This window comes from Rhodoplanes sp. SY1, assembly GCF_046000175.1.
Taxonomy (GTDB): Bacteria; Pseudomonadota; Alphaproteobacteria; order Rhizobiales; family Xanthobacteraceae; genus Rhodoplanes.
In genome coordinates, this window is sequence record NZ_JBEOMB010000125.1 from 15,220 (window position 1) to 27,616 (window position 12,397).

At 71.2% G+C, this 12,397-nt stretch carries 11 protein-coding genes; 5 read left to right on the plus strand and 6 right to left on the minus strand.

What is annotated here, in order from left to right; all coding sequences use genetic code 11:
• Nucleotides 1–210: 210 nt before the first annotated feature.
• The gene (locus ABTU92_RS24510; RefSeq protein WP_408094231.1) at nt 211–993 is read right to left on the minus strand and encodes a M15 family metallopeptidase; all 783 of its coding nucleotides are present in this window, start codon (nt 991–993) and stop codon (nt 211–213) included.
• A gap of 421 nt (nt 994–1,414) precedes the next feature.
• Here ABTU92_RS24510 and ABTU92_RS24515 point away from each other — a divergent pair, with 421 nt between their 5' ends.
• The gene (locus ABTU92_RS24515) at nt 1,415–2,644 is read left to right on the plus strand and encodes a lytic murein transglycosylase (protein WP_408094263.1); all 1,230 of its coding nucleotides are present in this window, start codon (nt 1,415–1,417) and stop codon (nt 2,642–2,644) included.
• A 94-nt stretch (nt 2,645–2,738) separates the two neighbouring features.
• Here the strand turns inward: ABTU92_RS24515 and ABTU92_RS24520 are convergent, their stop codons facing one another.
• Complete coding sequence (locus ABTU92_RS24520) at nt 2,739–3,137, minus strand: hypothetical protein (protein WP_408094232.1); 399 nt, start codon at nt 3,135–3,137, stop codon at nt 2,739–2,741.
• Nucleotides 3,138–3,324: 187 nt separating this feature from the next.
• Nucleotides 3,325–3,621: a hypothetical protein gene (locus ABTU92_RS24525; protein WP_408094233.1), complete on the minus strand. Its 297-nt coding sequence runs from the start codon at nt 3,619–3,621 to the stop codon at nt 3,325–3,327.
• Nucleotides 3,622–3,812: 191 nt separating this feature from the next.
• Here ABTU92_RS24525 and ABTU92_RS24530 point away from each other — a divergent pair, with 191 nt between their 5' ends.
• Both ABTU92_RS24530 and ABTU92_RS24535 read left to right on the plus strand, forming a co-directional pair.
• The gene (locus tag ABTU92_RS24530) at nt 3,813–4,142 is read left to right on the plus strand and encodes a PepSY domain-containing protein (RefSeq protein WP_408094234.1); all 330 of its coding nucleotides are present in this window, start codon (nt 3,813–3,815) and stop codon (nt 4,140–4,142) included.
• On the plus strand, nt 4,139–6,925 hold the full coding sequence (locus tag ABTU92_RS24535; RefSeq protein WP_408094235.1) for an ATP-binding protein: 2,787 nt from the start codon (nt 4,139–4,141) through the stop codon (nt 6,923–6,925). Before ABTU92_RS24530 ends, ABTU92_RS24535 begins: the two co-directional genes overlap by 4 nt.
• A gap of 62 nt (nt 6,926–6,987) precedes the next feature.
• On the opposite strand, the gene ABTU92_RS24540 is transcribed toward ABTU92_RS24535, so the two are convergent.
• The gene (locus ABTU92_RS24540) at nt 6,988–7,344 is read right to left on the minus strand and encodes a hypothetical protein (RefSeq protein ID WP_408094236.1); all 357 of its coding nucleotides are present in this window, start codon (nt 7,342–7,344) and stop codon (nt 6,988–6,990) included.
• Between the two features lie 92 nt (nt 7,345–7,436).
• The gene (locus ABTU92_RS24545) at nt 7,437–8,555 is read right to left on the minus strand and encodes an ATP-dependent RecD-like DNA helicase (protein WP_408094237.1); all 1,119 of its coding nucleotides are present in this window, start codon (nt 8,553–8,555) and stop codon (nt 7,437–7,439) included.
• A 133-nt stretch (nt 8,556–8,688) separates the two neighbouring features.
• On the opposite strand from ABTU92_RS24545, the gene ABTU92_RS24550 reads away from it, so the two are divergent.
• Nucleotides 8,689–10,461, plus strand: coding sequence for a diguanylate cyclase (locus ABTU92_RS24550; protein ID WP_408094238.1), 1,773 nt, complete (start codon nt 8,689–8,691; stop codon nt 10,459–10,461).
• 9 nt (nt 10,462–10,470) lie between these two features.
• Here the strand turns inward: ABTU92_RS24550 and ABTU92_RS24555 are convergent, their stop codons facing one another.
• Nucleotides 10,471–11,217, minus strand: a complete 747-nt coding sequence (locus tag ABTU92_RS24555) for a hypothetical protein (protein WP_408094239.1) — start codon at nt 11,215–11,217, stop codon at nt 10,471–10,473.
• A gap of 247 nt (nt 11,218–11,464) precedes the next feature.
• Here ABTU92_RS24555 and ABTU92_RS24560 point away from each other — a divergent pair, with 247 nt between their 5' ends.
• A complete protein-coding gene (locus ABTU92_RS24560; RefSeq protein ID WP_408094240.1) occupies nt 11,465–12,193 on the plus strand; it encodes a hypothetical protein in 729 nt (242 codons plus the stop codon).
• Nucleotides 12,194–12,397: the final 204 nt, after the last annotated feature.

The following is a 12,397-nucleotide window of genomic DNA, read 5'->3' on the forward strand; positions in this document are numbered from 1 at the left end:
AGTCTCGGCGGCGTGTCCCGGACAAGACGTATCAGGCCACGGGCCTGATACGTCGCAGATCCGGGGCCCAGGGGCGGCACGGTTGGCGCCCCCGCAATTCCTCATGCTGTCGCTCTGGGTCCCGGGTCACGGCGCGTTGCGCCGCGCCCGGGACACGAGGCACCGTCACGTTGCCGGTTCAGTGCGCCCCATCGGGCGAGGATATCGATCTCACTTCGTCCTGATCAGCTCCGGCCGGTACTCGAAGTGCATGGTGTCGTAGTGATACCACTTGCCGCCCCAGACGAAGCCGTGGCGCTCGAAGATGTCGACGATCTCCTGCGGCATGCGGTTCTTGTAGGGGATCGGGTCGGTCTTCTTGGTCCAGAACCAGTAGTCCGAGACCTCGAGGTTGAGGTCGATGGCCGCGCCGTAGCCGTGCATGCTCATCCGGCCCGTGTCGGCGACCGGGCGGCAGGCGAGCACGCCGGCGATCGGGAAGGCGGCCTTGCGGATCGCCGGCGGCAGCGTCTCGATCTCGTCCGACACCGCCTTCAACTTCTCGGCGACGCCGTTGACGCGGGTGACCGAGATTTTCTTGCCCCAGCTCTTCGGCAGCCAGACGATCGGCACCATGCGGGCCTGCACCTCGCCCTTGGTGCAGTCGCCGTACATCTTCTTGAAGAAGGCCTCGTTGCGGAAGCGGCCCGGATCGTCGTTGAGCGCCGGCGGGGCGGCGAGCCGGCCGGTGCGATAGGGCAGCTTCATCTGGTCGAGGATCGAGGGGTTCGACAGCAGCTCCTTGAACGGCTTGTCGGGGCGGCCGTCCGACACCGCCATCACGGTGCCGTCGCGCCAGGTGAGCTTGTCTCCGTCGTGGCGCGCGAGCGCGTCCGGATAGGCGGCGACGAGGGCGTCGAGCAGCTCGCTCGGCGAGGCGGCCGGCGCGGCCTGCAGGGCCGCGAGCGTGAACAGTAGCGAGATGAATCCGGAACGGGCGAAGGATCGAAGCATCGGGCGTCCTCCTGACGGCGACGCGGGGCGATGCGATCATGGTAAACGAACTCCTAACGCGCCGCACGCGCGGCGCTGCAACGAAGTCTTAACCGGCCACGCTCCGTTTCCGATTCGTGTCGCCGGACCGGAGCGGGAACGTTTTCGAGTGCGCGGCGGAAATGCCCGCTCCAGCGTGTTCGACGTCGCGTAATCCCTTGTTAATCGCCCCCGCTCCGTTTCCGATTCGTCCGGCTTCACGGATTGTTCTTTTCGTCGCGGCAGCGCGGGATTTCGGGACGGTCGCGGCTCTCCAAATTAAAACCTTGTTTACCGGCCTCTCTCCGTTTCCGATTCGTCTCTTTCGCGGAACGTCGTGGAGAACCCGATGACCCTCCTGTCCGCCGCAAGGCGCTCGCTCGCGGCGCTGCTCCCGGTCGTGATGCTGGCCGTCGCGACGCTGGCCGGCGCCCTGCCGGGGCTGGCGCCGCGGCCGGCCGCCGCCGCCGATGCGGACTTCCAGAAATGGCTGCAGTCGCTGTGGCCGGACGCGCAGGCGCTCGGCGTCTCGCGCCCCGTCTTCGACCAGGCGATCCGCGGCCTCGAGCCGGACCTCTCGCTGCCCGATCTGGTGATCCCGGGCCGCGCCGAGGCGCCGCCGCGGGGCCAGGCCGAGTTCGTCCAGACCCCGGCCGAGTATCTGCGCGACAAGAACCTCGCCAACCTCGCCGCCACGGGCCGCAAGCTCTACGGCGAGCATCGCGCGACGCTGGCCGGCATCGAGCAGCGCTTCGGCGTGCCGGCCTCGGTCGTGCTGGCGATCTGGGGCCGCGAGACGGCGTTCGGCTCCTACAAGCTGCCGCACGACGCGCTGCGGGTGCTGGCGACGCAGGGCTATTACGGCCGTCGCAAGGACATGTTCCGCGGCGAGCTCCTCTACGCCATGAAGATGCTGCAGGACGGCACGCCGCGCGCCGACATGCGCGCCTCCTGGGGCGGCGCCATGGGGCTCACCCAGTTTCTGCCGTCCGAGCTCTACAAGCACGGCGTCGACTTCGACGGCGACGGCCGCCGCGACATCTTCCGCTCGGTCCCCGACGCGCTCGCCTCGGCGGCCCAGCAGCTCCACGCCAAGGGGTGGCAGCCGGGCAAGCACTGGGCCTACGAGGTGACGCCGCCGGCGCGCGGATTCGACTGCACGATCGCCGATCCGGAGAACCTCAAGCCGCTGCGCGAGTGGCTCGCCGCCGGTTACGCGCCGGCGGGCGGCAAGCGCCCGGCCGCCGCCGATCTCGACGAGCCCGCCTCGCTCCTCCAGCCGGCCGGCACGCACGGGCCGTCGTTCCTGATCATGAAGAACTACTACGTGATCAAGGACTACAATTTCTCGGATCTGTACGTGCTGTTCGTCGGCAACGTCTCCGACCGCATCGCCGGCGGCGGGCCGTTCGCGCGCGCCTGGGATCCGGTCGTGCAGCTGCGCACCAAGGATCTGGAGGACATGCAGAAGCGCCTCGCGGCGCTCGGGCTCTATCGCGACAAGATCGACGGCAAGGCGGGGATGCGCACGCGCCTCGCGCTCGGCGCCTACGAGAAGCAGAACGGCCTGCCGCTCGACTGCTGGCCGGACGCCGCCGTGCTCGACCATATGCGGGCGCGGGCGGGGCGCTGACGCGCGCGGCCGGGCGCAGCGCAAGCGACCTCCAGAAACGAAAACGGCCGGCGTGGTGCCGGCCGTCTCGAAGCCTCGTGCCGATGTGGGTGCCTCAGGGGCAGAACCAGCGCGGCCGCGAGTAGCGGACGAACTGGCCGTAATCGTCGTAGAGCGGCCGCCGCGCCCAATAGCCGCCCGGGCAGGCGACGGGCATCGGGCCCGCATAGGCCGGATAGGGCGCATAGCCGGCGACCGGCGCATAGCCCGCATAGGGCGGCGGCGGAGGCGGCGGGGGCCCATAGGCCGGGGCCGGCGCCGCGTAGCCGGGACGCGAGCTCGCGATGGCGCCGCCGATGATGGCGCCGGCGGCGAGCCCGCCGAGCACGCCCGCCGCGACCGCGCCGCCGCTCGGGCCGCGCCGGTAGTAGTACTGGGCGTCCGCCTGGCTCGCCGGCAGCGCGAGCACGACAGCGAGCGCCGCCGCCGAGACAGCAGTCAGGCTTCTGGTCATGATCCCCCTCGTGAGGCTCCGATATGTGGTCGCGCCGGATTCTCGTGCGGGAAGGCTCGGTCCGGGCGTTCCGACGATCAGCCCCGTGCGGCTGACGGCAGGCCCTCAGGAGAGCGTTTCAATTTGTCGTTAGTTGGGCGGTGTCTTCGCCCTTTTGTGCTAACGCGTTGAGCCCGATGAACATTCATTAATAGCAGATCGGCCCGGTCCGCCATCGCCAGCCGTATTCGGTCCACACCCGCTGGCGCTGCATGTAACACCCCGGAGTCACCGGCACTGCCGGGCCGTACAGGTCGCTCCACGGCAGGGCGCGCCAGGCGACCGGGCTGCCGGGCGTCGCATAGGGTCCGTAGGCATAGTATCCATTGTTGGCCGCGAGCCCGCCGACGATCGGCCCGGCGACCGGGCGCGGCGCCGCCCGGCGGCCGCCCGATCCGTCGGCGAGCACCGGCGTCGCGATCAGCACGGCAACGCCCATCCCCACGCCCACGACGATCCCTGCGCTCCCGGAGACGCGGAGCCGCGCTGTCAGTCGAACGATCGTCTGCATGGGTCCTCGCCGGGTCGTCGGACGGGTCCGAAAGGTCCGAGAGTCGGATCGCCGCGTAAAGATCATTTAATCGCCTCCCGGTACTGTCATTTCAAATTGAATCGATCTCGCGAGCGTCGTCCACCATGATCCGTCGTGCGAGCCTCGTCCTTTCGATCGTGTCGGCCGCGCCGCTCGCGCTGATCGGGTCGGCATGGGGCGCGCCGGCATGGGGCGCGCCGGCATGGGCCGGACCGGCATGGGCCGGACCGGACTGCACGACCGAGCCGGTCGACCGGTGGATCCCGGCCGAAACGATGCGGCAACGCATCGCGGCGCAAGGCTACCGGATCGGCCTGTTCAAGACGACCGAGGGACGCTGCTACGAGATCTACGGCCGCGACAAGGACGGCCGCCGTGTCGAGATCTATTTCGATCCGGTGTCGGGCGCCGTCGTCAAGTCGAGCGTGCGATGATGCACCCGACCGAGCCTTCCGCCACGCCGGTCCGGACGAGCGCGCGGGAGATCGGTCCGTTCGCCGTCGCCATCCTCCTGATGCTCGCCGCGATCGTCGGTCCGGCGGCCTGGCACGCTTATCAGATCGCCGACGGTCCTTCGCTGCTGACCACCATCGAGACGGACGTGAAGCGACACGATCTGATCCGTCGGCTCGACGACGACTACAGCCGCGTGTTCGGCACGGTCGCGAGCCTCGCGGCCGGCATCGATCCGGCCGAGCGGACGGAGCTGTCCGGCGCGGCACACGCGGTGATGCGTGGGCTGCTCGAGGTCGACTCCCCGCTCGACCGCCTCATCTCGGTGACGGCGGGTGTCGTGCCGGCCGCCGATCAGATTGCGCTGTGGACTCTCACCCGCGACATCGTCGACGTCTTCGACCACATCGCCGCGTGGCGGCGGGTTCCGCCCGCCGACGAGGAGCGGTCGTTCCATGTGCTGGCGCTCTACCGCGACGTTGCCGCGGCGCGGGCCATCCTCGACCGCATGGACGACCGGCTCGACGAGCAGATCATGTCGCGGCTCGGGCCGTCGCTGGCGCTCGTCGAGACGGCGGTGCCGACATTGTGGCTGATCAGCGTCGCCGGGGCGCTGATCGCGGTCGCAGTGCTGGTGTTCATGTCGCGGGCGATCCGCCGGCAGCGCCGCGTCCAGCGCGCCCTGGAGGGGAGCCGGACCGCGCTGGCGCGTCAGAACCGGTTGTTCAAGGACGCGCTCGAGAGCATGAGCCAGGGCCTTTCGATGTGCGACGACGCGGGCCGCCTGATCGTCTGCAATACGCGCTTCGTCGAGATGTACGGCGGCGCCGGGATGGCCATCGAGCCGGGCATGGCGTTCGAGGATTTCGCCCGCGGGCTGCGCCGGAGCGGGATGATCGTCGACCCGGCGAGCCGGCTCGACATCATCCCCGAGGAGGACCAGTCCTGGATCGAGACGCTCGGCAACGGTCGCGTCGTGGCGGTCAGCCGGCGCATGCGGCCGTCGGGCGGCTGGGTCGGCACCCACGAGGACATCACCGAGCTCGCCCGCGCCCAGCAGCTGCGGGCCGAGGCCGAGGCCGAGTCGGTCAAGGCGCGCGAGCAGGAGCGCGCCGCCGAGGCCGCCTGCCGCGCCAAGTCGGGCTTCTTCGCCGTGATGAGCCACGAGATCCGCACGCCGCTCAACGGGCTGCTCGGTCTCGCCGCCACCTTGCTGGAGACAAGCCTCGACACCGACCAGCGCAAGACGCTCGAGGCGATCAACCAGTCGGGTGAGAGCCTGCTCGCCATCCTCAACGACATTCTCGACCTGTCCAAGCTCGAGGCCGGACGGGTGCAGTTCGAGTCGGTGGCGTTCTCGCCGCGCGAGCTCGCCGACGACGTCGTCGGCATGCTCGGACCGCAGGCGCGCGCGCGCGGCGTCTCGCTCTTCCTGTCGGTCGGCGGCGAGGTGCCGGCGCTGATGCTCGGCGATCCGGGGCGCATCCGCCAGGTGCTGCTCAATCTCGCCGGCAACGCGCTGAAGTTCACGGCGGCGGGCGGCGAGGTCGCGCTGTCGCTCGGCTGCGCGACCCGCGACGCGACGACGGCGCGGCTCGAATGGTCGGTGCGCGACACCGGCATCGGCATCGCGTCGGAGCGCATCGGCACGCTGTTCTCGGACTACGTCCAGGCCGATTCCTCGATCAACCGCCGGTTCGGCGGCACCGGGCTCGGACTCGCCATCTGCAAGCGGCTGGTCGAGCAGATGGGCGGCGAGATCGGCGTCCGCTCCGAGCTCGGTCGCGGCTCGGTGTTCGCGTTCTCGCTCGCCTTGCCGGTCACCGACGTGGCGCGCCGGCCCGGCCTCGCCGGCCCGGTGTCGCACGCCGCCTTCACGGCGGCGCTTGGGCGCCTCGGGCGCCCGCTGCGCATCCTGCTGGTCGAGGACAACGCCACCAATCAGCTCGTCGTCACCCGAATGCTGCGATCGTTCGACATCGTGATCCGGATCGCCGAGGACGGCCTGCAGGCGCTCGCGGCCGTCGCCGAGTATCCGTGCGATCTGATCCTGATGGACGTGCGCATGCCCGGCATGGACGGGCTCGAGGCGACCCGCCGCATCCGCGCCCGCGGCGGCCGCTGGGCGACGCTGCCGATCGTGGCGCTGACGGCCAATGCGTTTCCGGACGACGTGCAGGCCTGCCGCGAGGCCGGGATGACCAGCTTCATGGCGAAGCCGGTGCGCAAGGCCATGCTGATCGAGACGCTGGCCCAGGCCGTGCAGGCGGTCGCCTATGGCGGTGCCGGCGTCGAGGACGCGCCGAACGACGACACCGCGCCGGCGCCCGACTGCCACCAGGGGCAGCCTGCCGACGGACGCGCGGGCGCCGCGGACGGGTCGCGGCGACGCCGCCGCGGCGACGTCCCCGCGCCGCCCGTGCACGACGCGGCGGTCGCCGCCGCGTTGCGCGCGGAGATCGGCGACGACGGCTTCGCCGAGACGCTCGCCTGCTTCATCGCCGACTCGCGGCGCCGGCTCGACGTCCTGCGCGCGCTGGCCGTGACGCCCGAGCGCAAGATGCTCGGCGTCGAGGCCCACACCCTCAAGGGCGCCGCGAGCGCGCTCGGCTTCCGGCGGCTCGCCGAGATCGCGCTGGCGCTGGAGCGGGAGGCGGCGGCGATCACGCCGGCCCGGGCCCGGGAGCTGACCGCGACGCTCGATCACGCCTTCGCCGAGGCCGACGCGGTCGGCCGCCGGCTCGACGCCGAGCGCGCCGCCTGACTGCCTCGACGTTGCGCGACGTGAGTTTCCGCTCGTTGTGAGCTCACCGTGCCGGCGGCCCGTCAGCGCGTCGACGACGAGCTGCTTCCCGGCTTCGGGTTCACGCCTTCGACCGTCTCGGGCTGCGCGGTCGGCGAGCCCGGCGTCGGGGCGTGATTGGACGTGCCCGTGAAGGCGCCGCCGGTGCCGCCGGTCCAGCCGGTCGAGCCCTCGTTGCCCGGCGCCGTGCCGGACGACGGGCCGGTCTTCGGAGCGTTCGTCGGGGTGTCGGGCTGCTCGACGCCTCCTTGCGGAGTTTGTGTCGTGGTCTGGGCGGCGGCGAGTGCGAGACTGCCGATCAGCAGCGGCGCGGCGATCAGAGACGACAGCGCGAGGCGTGACGGCGCGAGGCACGGCAGCGCGAGGCGGGGCAGGGGCATGGCGCGTCTCCCGGAAACCGGCGCCCGGACAGGCGCCCGCACCCCAATGCCGCACGCGGGCACGGAGTTCCGGGTGTCGACTCGGCTCGGTGTCACACCACCACGGTGAGGCGCTTCGCCGCTCGTGTGATGCCGGTGTAGAGCCACCGCTCGCGCGTCTCCTGGAACGCGAAGCTCTCGTCGAACAGCACGACGTCGTCCCACTGCGAGCCCTGCGCCTTGTGAACGGTGAGCACGTAGCCGTAGTCGAACTCGTCGTAGACCTTGCGCTGCGCCCAGTCGATCTCCTCGATGTTGCCGAGGAAGCACTCGGAGCGTGCCGTCACCTTGACGAGCTTGCTGCGGGCCGACAGCTCCTCGTCGGGCGCGATCCGCATCGTGACGAGCGCCTTGGAGCGGCCGGTGGCGCGCTCCTTGACGGTCCACAGGCCGCCGTTGAACAGCGCCTTGCGGCGATTGTTGCGCAGGCAGACGAGCTTGTCGCCGGCGACCGGCAGAGGGTCCTCGAGGCCGCGGCGCTGGCGCAGGCGGCCGTTGTAGGCGCGCCGCGTCGCGTTGCGGCCGACCAGCACCTGGTCGGCGTCGATGACGCGGGTCGGATCGAGATCGCTCTTGCGCACCACCTGGCTGACGCCGTAGTCGCCCGGCGCGAGGCGGGCGCCCTCGCGCACCTGCATGGACAGCCGCACGATCGGATCGTCCTGCGCCTGGCGATGCACCTCGGTCAGCATCGCGTCCGGTTCGTGCTCGGTGAAGAAGCCGCCGCCCTGGATCGGTGGCAGCTGCGCCGGATCGCCGAGCACCAGGATCGGCACCCCGAACGACATCAGATCGCGCCCCAGCTCGGCGTCGACCATCGAGCACTCGTCGACGATGATCAGTTTCGCCTTGGAGGCCGGCGCCTCGTCCCACAGCGTGAAGCTCGGCTGCTCGCTCTCGGTGTCGATCGGCTTGTAGATCAGGCTGTGCAGCGTCGAGGCGCCGTGGCACCCCTTCGAGCGCATCACCTGCGCGGCCTTGCCCGTGAAGGCGGCGAACTTCACCTCGCCGTCGACCCCCTCGGCGATGTGGCGGGCGAGCGTCGTCTTGCCGGTGCCGGCGAAGCCGAACAGGCGGAAGACCGGCGGCGTGCCGCGCGTGCCCGGCGCGTCGTCGAGCCAGCGCGCGACGGCGGCGAGCGCCTTGTTCTGATGGGGCGTGAAGACCGGCATGGCGGCGCTTCTAGCACGGCGGGCGTAGAAGCGTTAATCAGTCGGTGGAAGGTTTGCGGTACAGACGAATCGACCGGTTTTGTCGCGTGGCGAGATTTTGGAATCGCCGGCGGGACGGGTGGGGACGGTGCCGATGCCGAAGAACTTTTGGGCGCCCCTGCGCGTGGCCCGTGCGCGGGTGACGGCGAGCCTCCAGACGCGCGTGCTGCTGCTCACCGTGGCCGTCTTCGTCGTCGTCTCGGTGCCGGCCTATGTGGCCTTCGAGTGGATCGTCCGCGGCACGGTCGTCAAGCTCGGCACGCTGTTCGCCGAGAAGCAGGTGCTGTTCGACCGCTATCGCGGCCTCGAGGCGCTGATGCGCGAGGTGTCGCTCGCCGAGACGTTGACGCGCTCGCCCGTCGTGCTCGCCTGGGCGGCCGACGAGACCGGCCCCGGCAAGGCCGCGGTCGCGCTCGCCGAACTCGAGCGCTACCGCCAATCGTTCCAGGACCACAGCTGGTTCTTCGTCGTCCACGCCTCCGGCAACTACTACTTCAACGACCACGACGGCGCCTATGCGGGCCGCGAGTTCCGCTACACGGTGCGGTCCGACAACCCGCGCGACGGCTGGTACTTCACCACGGTCGCGAACGGGCCGGGCTGCCGCCTCAACGTCGACCGCGACGACAACCTCGCCGTCACCAAGGTGTGGATCAACTGCGTCGTCGCCGATGCCGGCACGGGCCGCGTGCTCGGCGTGCTCGGCACCGGCGTCGACCTCACCGCCTTCATCCGCGAGGTGGTCGCCATCCCGCAGGTCGGGGTGCAGAGCATGTTCGTCGACCGCGCCGGCGCCATCCAGGCGCATCGCGATCCGGGCATGGTCGACTTCCACAGCCTCACCAAGGACACCAAGGCGAAGAAGACGATCTTCGCGCAGATCGACGGCGACGACGATCGCGCCGCGCTCTCGGCCATGATGGAGCGCCTCGTCGCCGGCCGGAACACGGTCGAGTCGCGTTTCATCCGCCTCGGCGGCAAGGACTATCTGGTCGGCGTCGGCTGGCTCGACCGGGTCGGCTGGTTCAACGTGACGCTGATGGATGTCGACGCGATCATCGACCGCGAGCTGTTCGCGCCGATCGCGGCTTTGCTGGCGCTGATCGCCGGCGCGGCCGTGGCGCTGATGATGCTGTTCTTCCGCCGCGTCGTGCTCGACCGGCTCGATCGTCTGGAGGCCGGGATCAACCGCATGGAGGCGGGCGACTTCGCCGCCGAGCCCGACCCGCGCCCCGACGAGATCGGCCGGCTGTCTCGCGCGTTCGCCCGCATGGCCCGCAAGGTCGGCGAGCACACGGCGACGCTGGAGACGACGGTCGCCGAGCGCACCGCGCAGCTGCGCCGGCTCGCCGAGCGCGACCCGCTCACCGGCATCTACAATCGGCGCGGCGTGATCGCCGCGGTCGAGGAGCGCCGCGCCCCGGGCGCCCGCGACGGCGACCCGCTCGGTCTCCTGCTGATCGATTTCGACCTGTTCAAGACGATCAACGATCAGCACGGCCACAACGCCGGTGACCGCGTGCTGGCGGAGGCGGCGCGGCGGCTCGAGACGGTGCTGCGGGCCGGCGACGTCTACGGCCGCTGGGGCGGCGACGAGTTCATCGTGGTGGCGGGCGAGGCCTCCGAGACGGCGCTGCGCCGGCTCGGCGAGCGGCTGATCGCGGCGATCGCCGGCACGCCGGTCGCCTTCGAGGGCGGGACGGAGGCGCGCGTCTCGATCAGCATCGGGGCGTGCCGGATCGCCGCCGGCGAGCCGCTGGACGCCGCACTCGCCCGCGCCGACGCCGCCCTCTACGCTGCCAAGCGGGCCGGCCGCGATACCGTGGTGGTGCACGATCCGCGCGGCGACGTGCCGCTCAGCGCGTGACGATGCCGCTCAGCGCGTGAGGTCGGCCTCGCCGCGGCGGCGCTGCGAGCGGCCGCGCGCCTCGTGCGCGCACTTCTCGACATGGACGTCGCGGTTGATCACCTGCAGGTTGGGCAGGCCCCAAAAGGCGAGCAGGTCCGGCCATGGCGTGTCGCGGCGGTCGCGCCAGACCTCGAACAGCGGCACCTTGTGATCGATCTCGGCGGTGCGCCACAGGCGCTTGCCGCGCGCCGCGCAGCGCCGCTGCTGGAGCTTTCGAAGCAGCACGACGTGCTCGGTCGGCGCCGTCCACAGCTGCCAGGCGACCACGCAGGCGGCGTGCCACTCGGCGTTGCGGTTCGCGCCGCGCTCCCACAGGTCGACATGCCAGCCGAACCGGTAGACCGGCTGGCCGCAGACGCAGCAGCGCCCACCGCCGGGGGCGTGCTCCGGCTCCCGATAGGGCGCCGGCGGAGTCCGGAAGCTCGCCGGCAGGCCGCGCGCCCGGTCGGGCCGCCTGGTGCCGGTGTCGGCGATCCGCCAGGTCCAGCCCTCCGGCGCGCCGCTCCTCGCCGCCAGCGCGCGGGCGAGCCGGTCGGCGCGCAACGGATGCGCCCGCCAGTAGCCGTCGATCGCCATGCGGGGCAGCGGCGGGATCAGCGGTCGCGCCAGTGCGCGGTTCAGCACCGGCACCGGAAAGATCTCGGGCAGCGCCTTGTTCAGGCGCGCGAGGGCGCTGCGGTTGCGCTCCTCGCGCCACGCCGATGCCGCCCCCATTCCGAAAACCTCCCCCTGACTCTCAGGACGAATCGTAGCCGCCGACCGTAAACGATTCGGCTCCGGCCGCCCCGTGGCGCCGCGTGCCAAAAGCGGACCGGCAGGCTTTGCCGGCACGGCAGATCATGCCCGCGGCCGACCCGCCGGCGAATCGCGAGAACCCTTGGCGCATCGCGTTTTTCGCGACGGCACGGCGAGGCACGCCGCTTGCTCCTCCCGACCCGGACTCATTTGTCGTGAGAGCGTCATGGTCGCGTCCGTCTCGTCGTCCTCGCCCTACCCGTATTCCACCAGTCCCTCCCGTACCCGCGCAGTGGCGGCCGATCCGGCCGACCGATTCGAGGCCGCCGTCGCGGCCGATGCGGCGGCGGCAGCATCCACGGCCGCCGGAAGCTCCGCCTCCGCGCGCTCGGCCGTGACCCCGGAGTCGCCCGCCGTCGCGACGTTGCGGTCGGACGGCACGGTCGCCTATCGGATCGACCCCAGTCGGGTGCATCGGCTCGCCCCGCCGACCCGGGAGGGCGTCGCGACGCTCGCCGCCGAGCTGTCGCAAAGGCTCGACGCCGCCTTCGCGAAGGCGGGCCTGCCGACCACGCCGCCCGTGTCGATCGCCGTCGACGACACCGGACTCCATGTGTCGGCCGTCGATGGCGCGGGCGAGCGCGACGATCTCGCCACCGTGGAGGCGCTGCTGGCGTCCGACGTCGACCTCCGGCGCAGCATCAAGGTGGCGCACTCGATCACGGCGCAGGCCTACGCGCTCGAGCAGACGAAGCCCGAGGACTCGTATCGCAACGTCGGCGATCCGCGCGCCGCCATCGACCGCTTCCTCGCGATGATGGAGGCGCAGCGCTCCGTCTCGATGAAGTTCGTCTATGACGGCGGTGCCGTGTCGGTGACGGCGAACGGGACGGCCTGGCCGCCCGTGTCGGAACCGTCGGCGAGTGCCGAGCCGTCCGCCGCCCAGGCTGCCTGAGAGGGTGTCCTCCGATCAGTTTAGTCGTCATTCCGGGCCGGCGCGCAGCGCCGAACCCGGAATCCATCCGCGACGGCAGAACCTGCCGCTGGATTCCGGGCTCGCAGCTTCGCTGCGCCCCGGAATGACGGAGAACCGAGTGTGCGGACAGAAAGCCCCATCCCCCGGACGGCCTCCTCGAACGTGACGCCGCGGCGCGGCCGC